The organism is Psychrobacter sp. AT9 (assembly GCF_047272965.1).
Lineage (GTDB): Bacteria > Pseudomonadota > Gammaproteobacteria > Pseudomonadales > Moraxellaceae > Psychrobacter > Psychrobacter glaciei.
On sequence record NZ_JBKOTW010000001.1, the window covers coordinates 2709915 to 2731921 of the forward strand.

The following is a 22007-nucleotide window of genomic DNA, read 5'->3' on the forward strand; positions in this document are numbered from 1 at the left end:
GTACATATGGCTTAAAAAAATTACTCTGGCATCTCATAAAGCAGCTTATCGAGGGTAATCGGAAAATCATAAACACGTACGCCAACGGCATTGTAGACAGCGTTAGCAATCGCTGCGGCAGCACCTGCAATCGCAGTCTCACCAATACCTTTGATGTGCATTGGGTTGGTATAAGGATCATCTTCTTCTACCAATATCACATCCAACTGCGGGACATCTGCATTGACGGGAACGTGGTACTCAGCGAGGTCATGGTTACACAGGCGACCGTCACGTTTATCGTGAATAACCTCTTCCATCAACGCTGAACCAATACCAAATACCATGCCACCATAGCATTGCGAAGTCGCTGTTTTGTGATTAAGGATACGACCTGCGGCAAATGCGCCCGTCATACGTTTCACTCGAATTTCACCAGTGACTTTATGCACGGCTACTTCAGCGAAGTTCGCGCCAAAAGAGGACTGACGATACTTCTTACCATTTTTACCCGGCTTTATCTGTCCTTTGGCACTGATTCTTTGATCCTCATAGCTAGCGACTACATCTGCAAGCGTATAAGACTCTGTATTGTCAAAATTATATTTTTCTGATTCTGACTGTTCTTCTAATACATTCTCTGAAAATGAAACTCCGGTCGTTTCAGATATTTTATCAATAGTGCTATCAGCGAACGCTTGACTGTTCTCTTTGGCTGCCTCTATAGCTGTTAAATCGTGCTTGCCTACTTGCTTAATTTGACCATTATCTAGCTGAATCGTATCAGGGTATAGACCTACTTTTTCTGCTAACATCTCACGCAGTTGTTCACAAGCGAGGTAGACGCCACTACCTGCACTCGCCGCTCCCCAACTACCACCTGAACCTGCTGCGGGCGGAAATGCACTATCGCCCAGTTTCATCTCAATATGGTCAATGGGTAGTCCTAGTAAATCTGCGGCTACTTGAGAGAACACAGTATAAGACCCAGTACCGATATCCGTCATGTCTGTCTCGATAACTGCTTTGACACCGAGCGCTTTTGACTTGTCTACTTGTAGAGTTGCGCGTGCTTCAGAAGGCTGTAATTGATTCCCACGTGCTGCAGCTGCCATGCCCGTTCCTATCCACCAATCGCCTTCTAATTGACTGGCAGGTTTGGCATTTCGCTGATTCCAACCGAACTGTTCAGCACCTTGCTCCATACAAGCAATCAGCTGCCGTGACGAAAACGGAATGTCTTTACTAGGGTCTTTTTCGGGTTCATTGCGGCGACGCAGCTCGATAGGATCAATATCTAATTGTGAAGCCAACTCATCCATCGCACATTCAACGGCAATCATGCCAACCGCCTCACCAGGCGCACGCATCGAGCCTGATAGCACTTGGTTCATGTCTACCATTTCATAGTTTACACGGCGGTTTTTACCACTGTATAGATAGTGCGTAGACAAAGCAGTCGGCTCAAAGAATGCCTCTCCAGGCAAATTGCTAGAAATAGTATCATGAATCAACGTATCGATAACGCCGTCCTTGTCACAGCCAATCGCAATGCGCTGACGAGTGTTTGAGCGTCTGACTGTCGCTTCCATCACTTGTGGACGCGTCATGGTGATCAGTACTGGTCGACCCAAATCTTTTGCAGCGATCGCAGCGGCAATAGACTCAGGGGCGATACCCAGCTTGCTACCAAACCCACCGCCGACATAGTGCGCGATTAACTGAACTTGGTCTTTGTTTAAGTTTAAGGCGTCCATGACTTGCTGCTTACAAGACGCAAGCATTTGGTTGGCAGTATAAAGAATAAGTTTGTCGTCTTCCCAATGTGCCAATGTCACATGTGGCTCCATGGCAGAGCTGTTTTGACTCGGCGTATGGTAAAAGCGATCGAGCGTCACCTCGGAGTCAATCAGTCCTTGTTCTGGATCGCCTTGGACATAGTTTTTGTCAGAGCCTTTTTTTTCATCGACTGCATGGGCGTTAGACAGCTCTTTAGTAAAATTCAATGCTGCCTGATCAGTCTCATCTTTATAAGTGACTTTAAGCGCATTTGCTCCTTCTGTTGCTGCCTCAAAGGTTTCAGCGATTACCACAGCAATAGGCTGACCATGATAAAAAATCTCAGTCGCTCCCTGCTTTGGCGCTTTTTTTAATCCACCTTGCTGAGAGTTGCGCAAAAAATGCTTAGGATCTGTGACAACCTTAATAATATTAGGAATGCCGTCTAAAGAACTGCTATCAATGTTCTCGACTTGACCTTTGGCAATGGTCGCACCGACCAAAACACCGTAGGCTTTATTATCTAAGTGGATTTCCGCACTATAATGCGCTTGACCGCTAACCTTTAACGAGCCATCGATACGGTTGATTGGCTTACCGACCAGTTTGCTCGCCGTTTTGCTAAACAGAGACTCGACAGGCTCATCCATGGTCATTTTTTTGGTCGGTTCTGACTGAGTGATTGATTCAAATAATGACATGATTATGCTCCCTCGCCCGCTAGTGCGCGCTGAATGACTTGTTTTAGTAGGCGACGCGTCAACGGTATCTTAAAGTCGTTTTGACCATTACCTTTGGCATCATTCAATAACAGATCGGCGGCTTGCGTGATCACATCAGTATTGCCATTGGTATCCGTTAACAGTGCCTCAACCTCTTCATTACGCCATGGCTCAGTACCGATACCACCAAATGCCAATCGTACTGTTTTTAGATTACCGCTCTCATCAGCGTCTATCACTGCCGCACAAGATACTAGCGCAAACGCATATGAGGCGCGATCACGTACCTTGTCATAAGTGTGCATACCTTGAACAGGTGCAGGTAAGACAACATGAGTGATAAGCTCGCCTGCCTCTAATACGTTTTCGATATGCGGCGTATCTTTTGGCAAGCAATAAAAATCTTTTACATCGATAGCACGAGTCGAGCCATCCGCTTTGACTGTCTCTATTGTGGCATCCAGTAAGCGCATGGCCACTGCCATATCAGAGGGATGCTGAGCAATACAGGCGTCACTGGTTCCTACAATAGCCAACGTACGGTTCTCGCCGTTGATGGCAGGACAACCTGACCCCGGTTCACGCTTGTTGCAGGCACTATCCGTTTGATAAAAATAGTAACAACGAGTGCGCTGCAAGAAGTTGCCACCAGTGGTCGCTTTATTACGCAACTGACCCGTTGCTCCTGCCAAAATCGCTCGGGACAATACTGGGTAATTTGCAATAACGTCAGGATGCGCTGCCAAATCGCTATTGGTCACAAGCGTGCCAATACGTAGACCACCATCGGCAGTAGTCTCAATCTGTTCTAATTCTAGACGAGTAATATCGACCAATTTAACTGGCGTCTCGATCTCTAGCTTCATCAAGTCTAATAAATTGGTACCACCTGCGATGAAGAAAGCGTCTTTGCTACTAGCAGATAACGCGGCTTGCTCTGGTGCATCAGCACGGCTGTATTCAAAACGTCTCATGCGCGGCCTCCTGTCGTAGCAGTTGCTGTTTTATTATTTGCCATTTTATTATTTGCTGAAGCTTTACCAAGTTGCGCCTCGCTAGGCGGTGGTGACCAGATACCTGTTACGCTTGGATTTTGCGCAGTATTGTCCGTTGTTTGAATATTAGACTCTGACAATTGACTCTCAAGCACTTGCGAGATGGCTTTAATAATATTGGGATAAGCGGAACAGCGACATATATTACCGCTCATGCGCTCAGCGATTTCTTGTACAAGGAGACCGTCAGGATGTTGCAAGTCTGTGCTCACATGGCTTGGCCAATTTTGTTTGATCTCTTCTATTAGTGCCGTCGCTGAGCAAATCTGACCTGGGGTGCAATATCCGCACTGAAATGCGTCGTTGTCTTTAAAGGCTTGTTGCAATTCTGATAACGAATCCGGCATCCCGATGCCTTCAATCGTTGTGATGTCATCACCATCATGCATGACGGCAAGTGTCAGACAAGAATTAACCCGTCGTCCATTGATGAGCATAGTACAAGCCCCGCATTGACCGTGGTCACAGCCTTTTTTAGGTCCAGTAATTCGTAAGTGCTGACGACAGACGTCGAGCAGTGTCGTACGGGCGTCAAGATTATCGAGCTGATAATCTTGTTTATTGATTGTTAAGGTCAAAGTAGACATGCTGGCTTCTCGCTGGCAGATGAATATAATGGAATGGTAAAATACGCCTCAAAAGACGGCATCGATAAATTTATTATGACGTATGAAAAAAGTTGTTTTGTTTTTACTTTGTAGTTATTACAGTGTAGTTTTTAATCATAGGTAGTTTTTAATCATAGAGAGTGTCGAGACGTGAGTGATGCTGCTAACGGGTATCTTATTTATAATAATGACTCTTTTTTCCATTGGCCAGTCTTCTACATTCGTCAGTAGGCAATCAAACAAGTTTTAAATGTGTTCGGTAAAACCTTCAATATAGTCATTATCCTTTTATGAGTCATATTTTTGGTGGCCGTTACAAATTGGCTATATATCTTCACAATTCATTGTTGAGCAATCACTCAAATTTGTTTATAGTGGTTGCAGTTGATTCACTTAGAGAAGATCGACATGTTTAAATTGAGTATTCACTCAAATTGACTTGTCCTTTTTAAGAGATCTGATTTAAGGTATCTAATCTAAGAAATCTAAGCTACAACACTTTAAAAACAACCTAACAACTATTTATTTTAAGGATTTTGTATGACCGAATTTACATTACACGACAAAGAAAGCGCACCAGCAGAGAGCAAAGACTTGCTAGACGTTTCTATCAAAGCATTTGGCATGGTTCCAAACTTGCATGCTGTGATGGCTGAAGCGCCTGGGTTGCTTGAAGGCTATCAACGTCTACATCAGTTATTTTTGGACAGCAGTTTCGATGACGAAGAAGTCACCGTTGTCTGGCAAACCATCAACGTCGAACATGCTTGTCATTATTGCGTACCTGCACATACTGGTATCGCCAAAAGCATGAAAGTGGATGATGCTATTACCGAAGCATTGCGCAATGAAACTACACTACCGACTGAGAAATTAGAAGCGCTACGTGACTTTACACTCTCTGTAATCCGTGGTCGCGGTAACGTAGATGATGCTGCTGTACAAGCATTCTTGGATGCTGGCTTTACCAAACGCCAAATCCTAGAAGTGATCCTTGCTGCGGCGCAAAAGGTGATGAGTAATTACACCAACCATCTTGCCAACACGCCAATCGATAAGCCATTCCAAAAATTTGAATGGCACAAAGCAGACTAATTAAACCGCCAATTTGGGGTTGTAATGACCCCTCTGGTGTTTTTATACTGCTGTAAGAGAGACTGCTGTTCGAAAACAATCGAGCAGCAGTTTTTTCAGTTAAAGTCTTATTGAATAAGATGGTAGTTATAGTCAAAGTATCCTAAAAACGCTACGGTATTGCTGATATCAATTTTTTGTCGCCTCCGTTTGCACAGGCACAGTAAGCAAGAAAAATTGATGTCAGCAGTATGTAATGTATCGATATTACTTTTCACTGACTATAATTACCATCATAAATACCAAAATCATGAATAACAAACTTGTAAATAACGAGAGGTCATATGAAAAATATCGAGAAGCCCCTACGCATAGATATCGTATCAGATGTCGTTTGTCCTTGGTGCGTCGTTGGTTATAGACAGTTGGCTGAAGCACTCAAGCAAACCAATACCGAGTACGAAATTCATTGGCATCCGTTCGAGCTAAACCCTAATATGCCAAGCGAAGGTCAAAATTTTCGGGAGCATATTGCCGAAAAGTATGGCTCAACCAAGCAAGAGTCTGACGCTAGCCGAGCAAGAATGACGGAAGCTGGTAGTGAAGTTGGTTTTGAGTTCAACTTTAGTGATGACATGCGTATGCACAACACCTTTAACTTGCACCAGCTTTTACATTGGGCGCATCAGCAAGGTCGCATGCATGAGTTAAAGCAAGCATTGTTCACCGCCCACTTTACCAATGGCAGAAACATCTCTGATCATTCCGTGCTCGCGGATATTGCGTCGGAGACTGGACTTGATCGTAGCGAGGCGCTAGCAGTACTGGAAGACCAACGTTTTGCTAAAGAAGTACGTGCCGCTGAGCAACATTGGCAGCAGCAAGGTATCCAAAGCGTACCTGCGGTGATATTCAATGAGCGTCATTTGGTTAGCGGTGCTCAAGGAGTGGAGAACTTCACGAGTATCTTGCAGCAGTTGGCTGACATGCCAGACTAGGTTTTATTAGCTCTTACATTGACTCTTACATTGACTCTTAATAAAGGAATCTCTTATGTCTTCTGAGCATTCACCTTCGATTATCGTATTTGACGTCAATGAGACGCTACTCGATATTGATACCCTCGCGCCTTTATTTTCTCGCTTATTTGATAATGAAAAAATACTGAGAGAATGGTTTGCCCAATTGGTACTTTATTCTCAAACCATGACCTTATCCGGTCTTTATACACCCTTTGGTGAACTTGGCGTCGCTGCCTTACAGATGACGGCTGATATTCATAATGTCACGCTGACAAAAAGCGATATCGATGAGTTAAAAGAGCGTATGGGCAACATGCCAGCCCACCCTGATGCAGTGCCAGCATTAACCCAGCTAACTGAAGCAGGGTTTCGACTGGTGACGTTGACCAACTCAGCGAGCAGTCCATCTCCAACACCATTAGAAAAAGCAGGGCTAAGTCAGTTTTTTGAGCAGCACTTCAGCGTTGAGACTGTCGGCAAGTTTAAGCCTGCACCTGAAACCTATCAGATGGTAGCCAAAGAGTTGTCTGTTGAAGTGTCAGAGTTGTGTTTGGTCGCCTGTCACCTTTGGGATACTATCGGCGCGCAAGCGGCTGGTTGCCACGCTGCATTTCTCACGCGACCTTATAATGCGTTGCTATCAGCGTCGAATGTTCCCACACCTGATTTTATAGCATCAGATTTAGGTACGCTTACCGATCAGATTATTCTTAATAATCAGAGCAAATAACCCTTCTAATTTTTAGCAATCAAACTTTTTAGCAATAAAACAAAAAATGCCGCTTCTACTAATAGAAGCGGCATTTTTATCAATGCTATGACACGATATTCATTTTAAAACTACTACCTTAAGATTGACTCTTAAAAATGAATAACCGTACGAATACTTTCGCCTTTATGCATCAAGTCAAACGCTTCGTTGATGTCTTCTAATGGCATGGTATGGGTAATGAAGTCTTGTAGTGGGATTTCGCCCGCTAGGTAACGCTCAACATAGCCTGGTAATTCTGAACGGCCTTTTACGCCGCCAAATGCTGAACCTTTCCAGACTCGACCAGTCACTAACTGGAATGGACGGGTTGAGATTTCTTGCCCAGCACCAGCGACACCGATGATAACTGACTCGCCCCAGCCTTTATGGCAGCACTCAAGCGCGGAACGCATCACATCGACGTTACCGATACACTCAAATGAGTAATCAACCCCGCCATCAGTTAGCTCAACGATGACTTCTTGAATTGGTTTGTCATAATCTTTTGGATTGATGCAGTCAGTCGCGCCCAGTTTTTTGGCCAGCTCAAATTTGCTCTCGTTGATATCAACCGCAATGATACGACTGGCTTTTGCCATGGCAGCACCGATGACCGCTGACAGACCAATACCGCCCATGCCAAAGATAGCGACCGTAGCACCCTCTTCGACTTTTGCAGTGTTCATGACCGCGCCCATACCCGTAGTGACGCCACAACCTAGCAAGCAAACTTCTTCTAATGGTGCTTCTTTATTGACTTTAGCCAATGAAATCTCTGGCAAAACAGTATATTCAGAAAAAGTTGAGCAGCCCATGTAATGATAAATTGGCTCACCATCTTTATAAAAACGCGTGGTACCGTCTGGCATCAGACCTTTACCTTGGGTCTCGCGCACGGCTGAACACAAATTGGTTTTGCCTGAGGTACACATTTTACAGACGCCACATTCTGCGGTGTATAAAGGAATAACATGATCGCCAACTTGGACACTGGTCACGCCTTCGCCGATTTGCTCAACGATACCGCCACCCTCATGACCCAAAATCGCTGGGAATACGCCTTCTGGGTCTTCACCAGATAAGGTAAAGGCATCGGTATGACAAACGCCACTGGCGATGATCTTTACCAATACTTCGCCTTTACGTGGCAGCATGACATCCACTTCTTCGATAGATAGCGGCTGGTTTGGACCCCAAGCAATGGCGGCTTTCGATTTGATAAATTTATCTGACATAGTTGTCTCTCTTTTTAATTAATTTTATCGCTTATTCAGCGCAGACCTATTCAGCTTATAGTGCTTACCTAATAGAGGCAAGCTACAGTTGTAGCAGTCTGTAAAACATTTCATTCTATGTCGATAATTATAGTTGTTTCTGAGATGATAACAATATGCTATATTTGCAAATATCTTTTACACAGTGGTAACAATCATGCGCTGGGATGGTATTAGCGAATTCGTTTGTGTGGCAGAATATGAGAGCTTCACGCGCGCCGCAAAAGAATTGAGCCTCTCGACTGCGCAAGTCAGTCGGCAGATCAGCGCGTTAGAAAAGCGCTTGAATATAAAATTGCTATATCGAACCACGCGCAAGGTCTCACTCACCGAAGAAGGCCGCGTGTTTTATCAGCATTGCCGCGGTGTGCTTGATGGCTTGGATGCCGCTGAACAAGCAGTGAGCCACCTACAGTCAAAGCCACAAGGCAGGATTAAACTGACCGCTCCTGTCACTTATGGCGAGCAGCAATTATTACCACTGGTCAATGATTTTATGGTGCGATACAGCGATATCGAAGTAACGGCTTTTTTGAGCAATCAAAAAATGGACTTAATCGACGGTGGCTATGATTTGGCGATTCGTATTGGCAAGTTAAGCGATTCAACGATGATGGCAAAAAAACTCAGCCGTCGTACGAATTTTGTCTGTGCCGCACCAGCTTATCTTAAGAGACACGGTACACCGCACTCTTTGACTGAGCTAAGTCAACATAATTGTCTGCTAGGCACACGTGACTATTGGCACTTTATAGAAGATGGCAAAATAGATTCTGGAAAAAATACGGATAAAGAAAAAAATCTACGCGTTTCTGGCAGCGTTCAATATAACAGTGGTCATAGCCTAGTTGATGCTGCGCTAAAAGGTTTGGGTATCGTGCAGCTACCGGATTATTATGTGCAGCAGTATTTAGCATCAGGTGATCTGGTCAGCTTGTTGGATGACTATAGAGAGCCTGAAGAAAGTATCTGGGCTATCTATCCGCACAACCGTCATTTATCGCCAAAGATTCGATTACTGGTAGATTATCTATCGGAGCATTTAGCATGAACATACAAAGCCACTATTCGGTTTTACTTAAAATTCGGTTTTACTTAAAATGAATATTATCCACTATCATTAAGAAATATCTGTAATATTAGAAGAAGATCGCTTAACACAACCAAGCATCACTCACTAAATAAAAAACCATAATAAAAGGAATTTTTATGATTAAGATTGTCTCTATCGCTGCCTTAGCTTTGGCCATGTCCTCGTGTGCCAGCGTTGAAAATATTTTAAACGCGCCGGATAAAATGCCGTCAACACCAGAAACGATGACTGCTATCAATGCTGAAAAGGGTTTGGTTACGATGCAAAGTAATCATTCTGTCCAAGATACTGCTGATAAGCTGGCGGCGATTATCGAAAGCAAAGGTATGAAAGTATTTGCACGCGTCGATCATCAAAAAAATGCGCAAGGTGCCAATTTAACATTGAGACCGACGCAGGTAATTATGTTTGGTAACCCAAAAGCGGGTACGCCATTGATGAATTGCGAGCAAAGCGTCGCCATCGACTTACCACAAAAGATTCTCATCAGTGAAGATGCCGATAAAAAAGTCTGGCTGTCCTACAACAATCCTGAATATCTGAAAGACCGTCATAATATCAAAGGTTGTGATACTGAGATAGCTAACATCGCAAAAGCGCTTGATGGTGTCAGTAAGGCAGCTATTGCAAAGTAAGCTATAAATGGAAATATAAACACAAAAAAGGTGGGATGCAAAAGCATAACCCACCTTTTTTATATCTTTAAAAAATTAACTTATTAGCCATTCTTAGACTGTGCGATTTGCTCGTGTAGCTCTACTTTTAACTTCTTAGCACATTCGATAATCTTTTTTCGACCGGCAGGGATAGCGCCATATTCAATCGCTGTCGCACGCATTTGTACCGTAACATCATAATGCGGGTAACTGGCATGACGGTGGAATAAGCGCTGATCTACTTCTATCAATAAGGCAAATTCATGCAGCTCTTGCAGCGTATCAGCCAACATATGGCACCATTTATAGCCTTTAAATTCTATCTGCACAAAATCCACATATATTGCCATAGAGCCGCCTCCTTTATTACCCTTAACATCTTATCATGCGCTAAACCACGCTTTCACAAACAGCCATCAAAATAACTCACCGACATTTTTTTTGAGCTGTTTGAGCACTATTTGATATTCTTTATCACTGATTTCAAGTGCACTGAGACGTCCATAGCGTAGCTGACGATAGTCTTGTTGAATCTGCATGATTTTGGCTTGGACAATTTCTGAGTGACCACTGTCTGTTAAACGGCTATCAGTACCACCTTCGGCATTTGAATCAATAGCCAGTGCCACGCGCTCTAGCCATGCTAGTTGGCCTTCGCTGTCATCACGAGCCAGCGATTTATCCACCTTACCAATACGTCTTGATAGCTGTGCAAGCGGCAGATCTGCTAGATGCCAGCGTTTGCGGCGACGTTGCCAGATGACAAAGATTAAAATAGCCATGACAGTAATAGCACTCGCTGCCAACCAAATAATTTGCTGCATGACTGAGCGGATGTTGAACCACTTCAATAGCGAGTCAGCTTGTTTGTCCTGATCGTAACCGACGACGTCTTTTTGCCAATAGTAGCTTGCTTGATCTGACAGGCGGCGCAAGGTTTGTAGCATTTGATATTGCTGATAGCTGATTTGCGCACTAGCGCCATCACCGAACATCGCCGCTCCCTGCGACTGCGTCAGCGCATCCATCCCTTGCTCGACGCGCTCAGGCGCAACAAAAGCTGTCGGATCGACACGTACCCAGCCTTGACCCTCAAGCCAAACCTCCGTCCAAGCGTGCGCGTCTTTCTGCCGAACTTCCCAAACATTGCCGCCGCGGCTTAGCTCGCCACCTTGATAGCCTGCCACGACCCGTGCAGGTATACCAGCTGCCCGCATCATAAACGTAAAGCTTGAAGAGTAATGCTCACAAAATCCCGCTTTGGTCTCAAATAAAAACTCGTCAATACGGTTATTATTTAATCGTGGCGGCGATAACGTATAACGAAATTCTGTTTGATTAATCCAGCGTTCAATAGCTGCAATATAGCGCACTGGGTCTGAGCCAGATTGCGCAAATAATCGCTTTGCCAGTGCGCGTGCTTGTGGGTTGCCGTCAGCTGGCAGAGCAAGGTTCAGCCGCCGCAACGCTTCAGACAGAACAGGGTCAATGCGCATCGGCGCAAACTGTAATACGTCATAACGGAACTGCTGAGTAACTGGCTGGTCTTTTAATAAGGTAAAGTTTGAAGTAATACTGATGTCTTGGCGCTGGGCAAAAGGATAATCGAGGCCAAATAGCCAGTTTTGTTGTGTGGGTTCTAAAATAACCTCATAGCTGGTAGGCGCAACTTTCACTTCATCAGGGATAGTAGCAAAGGCGTTCTCAATCCAAACAGGCATTTGCGGTGCAGGCCGCCATTGTTGTTGCTGAGGGCTAGGACGCCATGTAACCCCATCAAAGTCGCTAAATACCAAACCACGCCAATATAACTGCTGTTGCGGTGGGCGCTTATCTGCAAACTCTACCCGAAAAGCCAGCTCAGTCGATTGTCCCAAATTGGCAAAATCCCCGGGCGACATACTATCGGAGACGCCAGTGGTTGCTTGCTGACCTGATAGCTGCACTGACCATAGCGGTGGTAAGCGCGGGAAGAATAAAAACAATACAACCAATAATGGCAGTGCCCCAAGACCTAATACACCCAAAGTGCGCAGACGACCATCACCGCGAGTATTACCATCGTCATTGAGTGCAATAAATGCCAATAAGATAATGACAGCACCGATGATTACTTCTAAAGTCGTAACAAGACCTTGATCCATCAAAAACAGCGCTGCAAGGACAAACAGTGATAAATTTAAGACCACATAAGCATCGCGCCGCTTATACAATTCCCACAGCTTACTGATGAGACATAGCACTAAAAATGCCACGCCCATATCCAGTCCAAACGCCGTATTGTAAGTCAGCCATAAACCGAAAAGACCCAGCAAGAAGCCGAGCATTTGCATGCCTTGATAGACGCGTTTTAAATGACGCAATTTTTTGAACTTAGCTTTGATGCGCGGTAGTTGGGCGGCGATACTAACCACAGCAAAGCCAATCAGCCACAAAGGCAGATGCGCGGCATGAGGTAAAATGACGATGATTTGGGCGATTAATACCCAATAATACGCTGGCAAGGCAAATAGCTTGCGAGTCCATTTAGTATCGCTAGCCTGCTCAGTATGAGAAGCGATATTTTGACCCAATGCCAACTGCTCAAAGCTTGCAGAATTTATAAAGTCTGATTTAGAAGAGCCAGTAAATACTTCTACCGGTTTTTTTGAGTCATCTATTTTAGAGATATTGGTCATGGCGTTTTTGCCAACCTTAGCAAGCACGCTTGCGCAAAACTATCACCTTCTCCCATCAGAGCAGCAGCAGAGACATCACTCGGCAAGCGCATCTTAAATGGCACACCCAGCTCACCCAACCTCATCGCCCCATACGTCATCTGAGCCAGCCTCTGCTCATGATGCGCCGCTGGCATATCAGCATAATCTAAGCTTTGTTCATGACCGACTGGATCAGCAAAATGCTTGGTAAACATACCTTGACCGCGCGCCACATGACCCCAAGAAACCCGTGCCAGCGACTCACCTTCGATATAATTATCCAGCCGCTCAAAGTCATCTTGACCTTGTCGATATTGCCCGCCTGTTGCTAAATCCTCCTGACTTGCGACCGAATACTGTGCCTGCCAGTCAAAGGCTTCAGGTTTTGGATAGACCCACGCCGTACGCGCAAAATAGACATAAGACCATGCCCGCATAATGCCCAAAGGATAAACGGTTTTTATTTTTAAGCGTGGTAATTCAAACTGCCCACGACTATGCGTCTGTACTGGCAAACGAATAATCTGCTCACCTTGTAGCCGTGTAACGAGCACAGAATTTTGATTATCTACGTTAGGTTTGATTTTCTTACTGGATTTTTTATCCGTCTCTTTATCAACCTGCTCAAAGCCAAATAACAACTGCCGTCTTGGTTGGCGGCTCTCACTGCGCAGCTGCAAAGTCACCCAAACAGGCGCACCCGCTTCTGCTATGGTCACTTCTATTAATTGTACTTTTAGACCTGAGATATGAGCAAAGGTCACATGAAAGCTGATCAGCCAGACACTGACCAAATAAAAACATAAGCCCAATACTAAGTTGTTGCCATAGTTGATGCCAGCAATAAAAGTAATGACCAATAAGACAGCAAATAGCATCCCTTCACGGCTAAAAAAGATATAGACATTGCGCAAATTGAGCGTAGCGCTATCACTTTTAGGCGCACGCGAGGCAAACCAACGGCTTAATGCTGAAGTAGCTGGTACGGTTAAGGCTTTTGGCAAAAAGCTCATGATTACCCTATCTTTACCATAAAATTAATACTCTCATTCACAATTGAATAGCAGTTTCGGACATAAACGTACGTTATGAAAAATCAAACGGTTAAACAATAACAGCCACGTCTGCCAATATGCGTTGGGCGATGGTTTGTGTCGCCTGCCCTCCCGTCACATACGCTGGCACAAAACGCTGACCGAGACGATGATCAGTGACCGCAGCGAACACCGCTTGAATATCTTCAGGCGTCATCTCCATATGCCCCGATACATAGGCATAAGCTTGTGCAGCACGCTGTAGTGACAGCACACCACGCGGTGATAAGCCATGATACTCTTGGCTTGCTCGTGTTTTTGCCACCAGTCTTTGTAGATAATCCAAAACCACATCCGCGACATGAACTTGCTTGACCCCTTGCTGGGCTAATAACACAGCGTCCGTATCTAGCACGGCATCCAACTCTTTTAATAGCTCGCGACGATCCTGACCTTTTAAGAGCTCACGCTCTGCCGCAGGTGATGGGTAACCGAGCGACAAACATAGTAAGAATCGATCTAGCTGCGATTCAGGGAGTGGATAGACACCTGCTTGCTGCAAAGGATTTTGGGTTGCAATCACAAAAAACGGCTGCGGCAAAGAATAGGTTTTTCCATCTTGGGTGACTTGCCGCTCTTCCATCGCTTCTAATAACGCGCTTTGTGTCTTGGGGCTGGAGCGATTGATTTCATCTGCCAGTAACAGCTGAGTAAAGATAGGCCCAGAGCGAAACTCAAACTGCTGTTTACTTTGGTCATAGATACTCATGCCTAAAATATCTGCTGGCAGCATGTCGTTAGTAAACTGCACGCGGCTAAAGCTCAAGCCCAATAACTGTGCCAATCCCTGCGCCAAGGTCGTCTTGCCCATACCCGGTATATCTTGCAGTAATAAATGACCACCTGCCAATATACCACTGAGCGCCAACTTAACGGCTTGAGGTTTGTCCAACACAATTTGGTTTAACTGTGCCATAAGCTGGGCGATTTTTTGCTGATTATGGCGATAGTCGCTAGCACTAGGCGCAGATTGACTGAGTATCTCTGACGTTGACTGGAGTGTAGAAGGAAGAGACATATCGATGGCTGTATGGGTCATAGTAATCATTGGCTCGTTTTTTGGATAATGAGTATAAATCAGGAATTACTTTGCCTCATCTTCCACTAGGGGCGCGGCGGCACGAAGCGTTGACAGATAAGCGATCACATCCGCACGCTCTTTAGCATCAGGCATAGGGTTTGATAGCATTTTTGAATCTAGCATGGCTTTTTCCGCATCCGCAATATAAGGATCGAGCGTTTTTGCATCCCATATCCAACCTGATTTTTTTAGCCCATCACTATAGGTGTAATCTTCTAGCTCTGCGGCGGGCGCACCATATATATTCATCAACTGCGGGCCTTTTTTATTGAGACCGGCATTGAGCTGATGACACTGACTACAAGCCTCTTTATAAATTAGGGCACCATTAGCAGCGTTACCTCCAGTATATAGTGGCAGCGTGACAGGCGCGCGATGATCAGGTGGTATACTCTTCCCGCAAGCGGTGAGCAGTAGAACAGCGGTAAAAATACCGCTCAATGATGACTTACTGATAATAGACATTTTTGACAATCTTTAGTTGAGGAGCACCAGCTATATAAGACGATATCGATAATAATGCAATGCAAAATCAGGCAAAATCGGTCGGCACGCATAGATAGCTGTTTAAAAATAGAGCGTTATTTATCGGCATCTAAACCAATAAATAACGCTTAAGAAACGTCTAGGGTTATACCTGTATGGTTGTACACAAGATTAGGTGCTCTTATGTACCACTAGCCACTTTTATTGTACTGCTTGGCTCTTCCAAATAATACCCTTGCAGATAGCGCGCACCCACACTCCAAGCGACAGACATGGTTGCCGCTTCTTCAATGTAAGGCATCAACACATCGATTTTAACCGCGTTGGTACGCACGATAAGAGACTTAACGGCTTCTAAATTATCCGCAGAATCGATATCTTGCACGTAACTACGAGCCAAACGTACGATATCTGGCTGAACAACGCTGGCAATTTCAACGGACTTAGTAGACGAGCCAAAGTTAGTAATACCAAGCTGACAGCCCACTTGGTCAAGTGCTTCAAATTGAGATTTGGCAACCGTTAAATGATCAGCGATATCTTGTTCATTAAATTGTAGCGTCAATGCTCCTGCAGCACCGCCAACGGCATTAATCAACTGGCTGGCAACGTTTGGCAGCTTTTTATCAACCAGCGAGGCACTGGTCAATTGTATCAATAGTCGCGCTTCAGGATGGATCTTACGGACGTCATTTATCTTTTTACAGGCATTAATCAGTACCCAACGATCTATTTTTTCTAGCAATTGATGCGCTTTAGCAACCGCCATAAATTGTTGAGGCGTCAACACGGTATTGTCAGCATCTGCCAATGGCAGCCGCAGATAGACTTCAAAAAAGTCACTACGGTCATTATTGATGTCATATATCGCCTGAAACGATAGCTCAAAGCGGTTATTGGCAATGGCATCGACTAAAGACTCAGCGAGCGCATGGTCATCACTATTGGCATGCTCACTCGGATCATATAAATGATAGGTGCCACCTTTATTAGAGGTCTCAGTCATAATCTGAGCAATAGCATCCATCGCTCGCTCTAATACAATCTTAGGCTCAGCGGTATTTCTTTCGATTTTGACAATACCAATACTAACGGTGGTGCTTGTCGTACGCTTATCGACTTCAATGAGCATCTCACTAATACGTGAGCCAATATGCTCGGCGAGCTGTTCGAGCTCTGCGGCTGTCTGATTCTCTACTAGTATCGTAAATGCTGTATCACTAAAGCGGCTTACATAACCCTCTGGCACCAGCTCGTCTAGGGTATAAGCTACCTGCTTGACTGTCGTATCGACACCTTGTAAACCCAAGCTACTTCTAATTTTACCAATGTTATCGAGCCGAACATACATTAGCCCTGCAGTCAGTACGCCATCGATTGCTTGCTGGTGTACCGTCATCAACTGCTCTTCAAAACCGTGGCGGTTGTTGATTCCTGTCAAGCTGTCCTTACGCTCAGCTTCTGCCAAGCGCTTAGCAACCTCAGCACTATTACTATTGTTTTGTTGAATAATAATTTGAGTAACTGGCTCACTATCCAAGGTGGCTGCTGCCAGCTGTAGTTTTGCCTCAAAGGTACTGCCATCCTTACGTAGGCTTTCGAATTTGAACTCGACCTCTTCACGGCTACCCTTATCAAACTGTCGCAAAAACTGCTTAAAGGCTTTGACGTTGTCGCCGCCTGCGATCAAATCAATAACGGGTACACCAATGATATCGTTCATTGATTCAAAACCAAATAGCTGAAGATAAGGGTCATTGGCAAAGATATGAATACCTTGGTCAAGATAGGCAACCGCACTTTTAGAGTTTTTGATTAAAATATTAGCGCGCTGCTCTGCCTCAGACAGTACATGATGCAGAGATTTTAGCTGGCGGCGGCTACGCAAATTATCATGCTGTAAGCAAATCGCCATCACTACTGCTGTCTCTTGGTCTGCCCTAAGCGCCTTAACCATCGTGCCATTCATCACAGAAGGCAAACCATCCTCATTATGAGCAGTCGGAGCTGTCTCTGCACTCATCAGACAGATCATCGGCAGATCAATACTCTGCTCTTGCACGATGCCCACCATGTCGGTAAAGCTCATATCATAGGCTTGGCCAAAAACTAAGACATCCCATGGCTGGCGGAGCGATTTGAGCAACTCTTCCTTGTCATCCAAAAAGCCTAGATTGATGCTGTCATAATAAGAATCTAGCAAATCCACCAGACGCTCAGCATAGAGCTGATCGGCATCGATAACTAGTAGATTTAAGACGGACTGAGTACGCATAGGAGGCCTTTTGAATCTTATGATCGTATTTATTTTTATCGCTTAATTTCAATACCTTGCTGCTTTTCCTAACATCAAAATAGCACGGCAAATAAGCAAGCACTACAAGTATTAGGCTCAGCGGGTATTGAAAATACTGGTTTATTGATGCGGTCTAGGATGACTGACTAGGTAGGTATTTCTAGACCATAAAAATGTAAGTCGAAGTCTCTCTCATTATAGACAATAATTTAACCGATTGCAGATTAACTTAACTTGGACATGCTGAAGTATGGCAAATAGTAGACTTAGAGAGGCTGCCACCGCAGCCGATTTATATAGGATTGACTATATCACTATCCAAATAAATACTTGCGCAAACTACAGTTGTACCACTTCATACTGGCTAAACTCATCGGTCACCAATAAGGGATGTAATAAACGTAACAATTTCTGTTTATTATGCAAGCGCATGATCACTCTATCATTGGTCTGAAAATGAAAGGTCGGCACTATTAAGCTGCAAGTCGTCTGTAGCTGATCATCGCCAGCGACAATGAAGGCTGGCACAAAATGCTGACTGCGTGACTTCCTATCCTCTAGACGCAGCCCGCAAGTGATTAACTTGTGACCAAGGACTTGCCACTCTACCTCTGGATTATGAGTATCAAGATTGAGCCAGCGTACAACCCCAATTGACCAGTCAGCGGTCGTCGTCTCAGAACGGCATAATAAAGAGAGACTCATTATTTGTAACGGTGGCGGAGTGGTAATGGGAGAACGAACGTCAACATCAACATCAACATCAACATCAACATCAACATCAACATCAACATCAACATCAACAGGATTTACCATCAGCTGCAACGTGCGAAAAGGCGAAAGGACATTTTTGCTGTCAAAAGTTTCAACGATTGATAAGTTACTGTTCACGGGTTTTTTTGGTACGGTATCATAGCGAGGTCGCTCCCCATCCGGCAGCTCTTTGGTGCCGATCAAGCTTATCAATCCTTGCGCATGACTAGCATGATAATGAATATCGTTAAATCCAAGCACCATTGTGGCATCTTGCTTAGCGCTATACTTATTCGGTACGGTTAATTGCGGCTGCATATAGCGATAGGTTATCGCCATTGCTATCTTATTCAGCAAACAGCACTCAACGCCTTCGCTACCCTCATTGATTAATGCTTGCTGGCGTGATTTTAGATGCTCTATCACTGATGCCAGCTCAATGAAGAGACAGTCGTACTGGCTCTCATAGGGATTGATGCTAGAGTGGGCGGTCAAATAAGTAGGTGGATTATCACTATGCAAATTGACAAAGACGCGTGTCTCAGTTTGCGGCTCTATGGTCGCAACGATTGGTTCAGCCCACTCCGGTAGCAAGCGATGGACTAGCAAGATGTTAGAACGACGCAATCCGCGCACATTGAGCAAGCTGTGCAAACATATTTGACAATACAATCGATGTATACTGTCCGCGCGGTTGGTAACGACATAAACACTTAAGTCAAGCGTTGCAGCATGGCGCTGACAGGCAAGATAATACAATCGATTGAGTGCAGCCCAGACATATGACGGTGGCTTTTGATAACAAATAGCCTCTTCCATCAATAGTTTTTGGTACGTTAACATCGTCTGGTAAATAACGATGGCTAACGTCATTGGCGCAGATTTTTCGCCCGTAAAACGGCGCTGCCAGCCGCTACTTGCTGGTGTTTTTTGATTATCTAACAACGATATTTCGCGGCGTATCACACCGTCGCAGACCAGAATAACCAGATAATATAAAGATCTTACTTGAGCAACACAGTCCAACTGAGCGTCACTCAGCGCTCCCGTCTCATGGACGTAAGACTGACGTAAAGCAGCAATCAGCCGATCGGCAGCATCAAGGACGATACGAATTAATTTGAAACGTTGCTGATCATCTACGTCAGCCACTCTCAACTCTGTGAGTACTTTTTCCAATTGCTCCGCTTGCTGCGCTTCTGTTTGCGATGGCAAAAGTGCCACCCACTTGCGCAAATGCTGCTCTTGACCGTTGGTCGAGTGGCTAGAAGCAGGCAGTAACGGCTCTGTCGAAGCCAGATGCTCTTGAAAATCCGATAAAGTTATCATTACTATCCTTAGTCATTACGCAGTGATAGCTGCACAAACTATTAGCAAGCGGGTAAGCGTTAGCTATCGATAGAAGGTCGTAATAACAGCTGCTTATGCACTTATTGGTCATTATTTGTCCATAAATAATATTGCCTCGTCATCATGCAACTTTTAAGCCCCATTGTAAATGTCAATCGGCACCTTAAACGGTCTATCTGGCAACTCCCTGACCAGCTTAGGTACCAGATAACCGGGTAGTGCTGCCAATAATGACCAATAAAGCGCGACTGCTGACCGCTCGTCGCTATCGAAATGCGCAGCTCCTGCCACTTTATCCAACACGTGCAGATAATAAGGCAATACGCCAGCGGCAAATAAGCGTTGGCTTAAAGCGATTTGAGCAGCAACGCTGTCATTAATACCTTTTAAAAGTACGGCCTGATTTAATAAAGTCATGCCAGCTGCTCGCGCCCGCTGCAAATACTCTGCTGTGAGCACATCAATCTCATTAGCATGATTACAATGAACGACCATGACGATATGACAGCGACTTTGTGCCAGCCTCTCTAATAATGGCGCATCCAAACGTGCTGGAATCACTATTGGCAAACGAGTATGTAGCCGAATGGTGGTCAGTTGTGGGATGGCTTCCAAGGTATCTAACCAAGCAAATAAACGCCTATTGGTCACGTTTAAAGGATCACCGCCACTCAAGATCACCTCATTGATCTCAGGATGGGCAGTAATATAGTCGATGATGCTTTGTTTGGCATCGGCAGTGGGCATATTGGCACTGTAATCAAAATGCTGACGGAAGCAGTAACGACAGTGAATCGCACAAGCACCTGTAATCGTTAACAGGACTCTTGATTGATATTTGTGCAACAAGCCTTTGGTCGGGTTATGGTCGTTTTCGGCTAAAGGATCTGCCACGTAGCCAGTCACTGTGGCTTGCTCTTGCTGGTCAGGTAGCACTTGCTTTAATAAAGGATCATTGCTATCGCCAACGGTCATTTTTGCGACAAAAGCACGCGGCACTCTTAGCTCAAAATGCTCAGGCACATAAACGTCAGCACGCAAGGATTCTAGTTTTAGGATACTAAGCAGCTCATCAATGCTGGTAATGCCTTCGGATAATTGCGTTTGCCAGTTTTTTTGTGTGATTAAATGGTTTATCATGACAACCTAGTACCTGTGCCTAAAAGGCGTCATTATACGCCCTTAGTGAGTACCCTATCAAAGCATACCAGTCATCCATGAATAGTTGGCGTGACGACAGCGCTTAGCACAGTTATCTCCACACCCAAATACTGATCATATATTCGCAACCTTTAGGAGTTTCTTGTGGCAAGTTTTTCTACTAATGAATTTAAAGCCGGTCTAAAAGTCATGCTCGATGGCAATCCTTGTGCCATTCTTGAAAACGAGTTTGTCAAACCTGGTAAAGGTCAAGCCTTTAACCGTGTCAAGTTGCGCAATCTTCGTAGTGGTAAAGTATTGGAGCAAACTTTCAAGTCAGGTGATAGCTTAGAGGCGGCTGATGTCATGGACACTGAAATGAACTATCTATACAACGATGGCGAGTTTTGGCATTTCATGCATCCTGAAAGCTTTGAGCAGATCCAAGCTGACAAAACAGCAATGGGCGACTCAGTACAATGGCTAAAAGAAAACAGCAATGCCGTATGTACCATCACTCTATTTAATGGAAGTCCGTTGTCTATAACGCCGCCCAACTTCGTTGAGTTACAAATCACGGAGACAGATCCTGGTGTACGTGGTGACACTTCAGGTGGTGGCGGCAAACCTGCTAAGTTAGAGACAGGCGCGGTTGTGCGTGTACCATTGTTTGTTCAGCAAGGTGAAGTCGTACGTGTCGATACCCGTACTGGTGACTACCAAACTCGCGTCAACTAATCGCTCGACTTGATTTAGGGGGTGTCCTCATTTCAAAAATGGCGATAAAAATGAGATAAATTGCCGTCAAACGAGGAAAATAGCGCAGATAATATCGAGATATTGATAAGCTATTTGACGATGTTTGGCAAAATTTAGCCATTTTTAGCACATTTAGAGAATGCTCGATTGAATTGAGGACACGCCCTAGTAACGCATAAAAAAAGCTTAACCATTATTAAATGGTTAAGCTTTTTTATTACTTGTCAGAAAGTCATCGAAAAAATATCATACACAAGCACTAAAACGGTTTTGACAATCAGCACAATAAAGAATGCATTTGTGAGATTTAATAGATCTATAGTCAAGGAATTTTAG

18 protein-coding genes are annotated in these 22007 nt (G+C 44.6%); 6 read left to right on the forward strand and 12 right to left on the reverse strand.

Going from position 1 to position 22007, the window contains the following annotated elements; translation table 11 throughout:
• Positions 1-20: 20 nt before the first annotated feature.
• Genes ACMFL8_RS11330 through ACMFL8_RS11340 form a run of 3 tightly spaced genes read right to left on the reverse strand, consistent with a single transcriptional unit; the run spans position 21 to position 4122 of the window.
• Positions 21-2459 carry a molybdopterin cofactor-binding domain-containing protein gene (locus ACMFL8_RS11330; RefSeq protein ID WP_413191032.1) on the reverse strand — a complete coding sequence of 813 codons (2439 nt, stop codon included), beginning with the start codon at positions 2457-2459 and terminating at the stop codon, positions 21-23.
• Between the two features lie 2 nt (positions 2460-2461).
• A complete protein-coding gene (locus tag ACMFL8_RS11335) occupies positions 2462-3454 on the reverse strand; it encodes an FAD binding domain-containing protein (protein ID WP_413191033.1) in 993 nt (330 codons plus the stop codon).
• Positions 3451-4122, reverse strand: a complete 672-nt coding sequence (locus ACMFL8_RS11340; RefSeq protein WP_413191034.1) for a 2Fe-2S iron-sulfur cluster-binding protein — start codon at positions 4120-4122, stop codon at positions 3451-3453. Before ACMFL8_RS11340 ends, ACMFL8_RS11335 begins: the two co-directional genes overlap by 4 nt.
• A 561-nt stretch (positions 4123-4683) precedes the next feature.
• Between ACMFL8_RS11340 and ACMFL8_RS11345 the strand changes: the two genes are divergently transcribed.
• The 3 genes from ACMFL8_RS11345 (at position 4684) to ACMFL8_RS11355 (ending at position 6969) form a co-directional block, all read left to right on the forward strand.
• Entirely contained in the window at positions 4684-5238 is a 555-nt protein-coding gene (locus ACMFL8_RS11345; protein WP_413191035.1) for a carboxymuconolactone decarboxylase family protein, read from the forward strand.
• Between the two features lie 323 nt (positions 5239-5561).
• Positions 5562-6215, forward strand: coding sequence for a DsbA family oxidoreductase (locus ACMFL8_RS11350; protein WP_010201018.1), 654 nt, complete (start codon positions 5562-5564; stop codon positions 6213-6215).
• A 55-nt stretch (positions 6216-6270) separates the two neighbouring features.
• Positions 6271-6969, forward strand: a complete 699-nt coding sequence (locus ACMFL8_RS11355) for a haloacid dehalogenase type II (RefSeq protein ID WP_413191036.1) — start codon at positions 6271-6273, stop codon at positions 6967-6969.
• 131 nt (positions 6970-7100) lie between these two features.
• Here the strand turns inward: ACMFL8_RS11355 and ACMFL8_RS11360 are convergent, their stop codons facing one another.
• Positions 7101-8225, reverse strand: a complete 1125-nt coding sequence (locus ACMFL8_RS11360; protein WP_227669865.1) for an S-(hydroxymethyl)glutathione dehydrogenase/class III alcohol dehydrogenase — start codon at positions 8223-8225, stop codon at positions 7101-7103.
• 196 nt (positions 8226-8421) lie between these two features.
• Between ACMFL8_RS11360 and ACMFL8_RS11365 the strand changes: the two genes are divergently transcribed.
• Complete coding sequence (locus ACMFL8_RS11365) at positions 8422-9315, forward strand: LysR family transcriptional regulator (protein WP_413191037.1); 894 nt, start codon at positions 8422-8424, stop codon at positions 9313-9315.
• 158 nt (positions 9316-9473) lie between these two features.
• A complete protein-coding gene (locus tag ACMFL8_RS11370; protein WP_413191038.1) occupies positions 9474-9992 on the forward strand; it encodes a DUF302 domain-containing protein in 519 nt (172 codons plus the stop codon).
• 83 nt (positions 9993-10075) lie between these two features.
• Here ACMFL8_RS11370 and ACMFL8_RS11375 read toward each other — a convergent pair whose 3' ends face one another.
• The 8 genes from ACMFL8_RS11375 to epmB form a co-directional block, all read right to left on the reverse strand.
• The gene (locus tag ACMFL8_RS11375; RefSeq protein ID WP_413191039.1) at positions 10076-10363 is read right to left on the reverse strand and encodes a DUF4031 domain-containing protein; all 288 of its coding nucleotides are present in this window, start codon (positions 10361-10363) and stop codon (positions 10076-10078) included.
• A 66-nt stretch (positions 10364-10429) separates the two neighbouring features.
• Positions 10430-12691, reverse strand: coding sequence for a transglutaminaseTgpA domain-containing protein (locus tag ACMFL8_RS11380; RefSeq protein ID WP_413191040.1), 2262 nt, complete (start codon positions 12689-12691; stop codon positions 10430-10432).
• A complete protein-coding gene (locus ACMFL8_RS11385) occupies positions 12688-13725 on the reverse strand; it encodes a hypothetical protein (protein WP_413191041.1) in 1038 nt (345 codons plus the stop codon). Before ACMFL8_RS11385 ends, ACMFL8_RS11380 begins: the two co-directional genes overlap by 4 nt.
• Positions 13726-13816: 91 nt before the next feature.
• The gene (locus ACMFL8_RS11390; RefSeq protein ID WP_413191398.1) at positions 13817-14824 is read right to left on the reverse strand and encodes an AAA family ATPase; all 1008 of its coding nucleotides are present in this window, start codon (positions 14822-14824) and stop codon (positions 13817-13819) included.
• Between the two features lie 66 nt (positions 14825-14890).
• Entirely contained in the window at positions 14891-15352 is a 462-nt protein-coding gene (locus ACMFL8_RS11395) for a c-type cytochrome (RefSeq protein ID WP_413191042.1), read from the reverse strand.
• A 202-nt stretch (positions 15353-15554) separates the two neighbouring features.
• Complete coding sequence (locus ACMFL8_RS11400) at positions 15555-17648, reverse strand: EAL domain-containing protein (RefSeq protein ID WP_413191043.1); 2094 nt, start codon at positions 17646-17648, stop codon at positions 15555-15557.
• 360 nt (positions 17649-18008) lie between these two features.
• Positions 18009-19751 (reverse strand): hypothetical protein, encoded by a 1743-nt coding sequence (locus tag ACMFL8_RS11405; RefSeq protein WP_413191044.1) that lies wholly within the window; start codon positions 19749-19751, stop codon positions 18009-18011.
• Between the two features lie 153 nt (positions 19752-19904).
• Entirely contained in the window at positions 19905-20912 is a 1008-nt protein-coding gene (gene epmB / locus ACMFL8_RS11410; protein ID WP_413191045.1) for an EF-P beta-lysylation protein EpmB, read from the reverse strand.
• 165 nt (positions 20913-21077) lie between these two features.
• Between epmB and efp the strand changes: the two genes are divergently transcribed.
• Positions 21078-21650 (forward strand): elongation factor P, encoded by a 573-nt coding sequence (gene efp, locus ACMFL8_RS11415; protein WP_189579898.1) that lies wholly within the window; start codon positions 21078-21080, stop codon positions 21648-21650.
• Positions 21651-22007 lie beyond the last annotated feature (357 nt).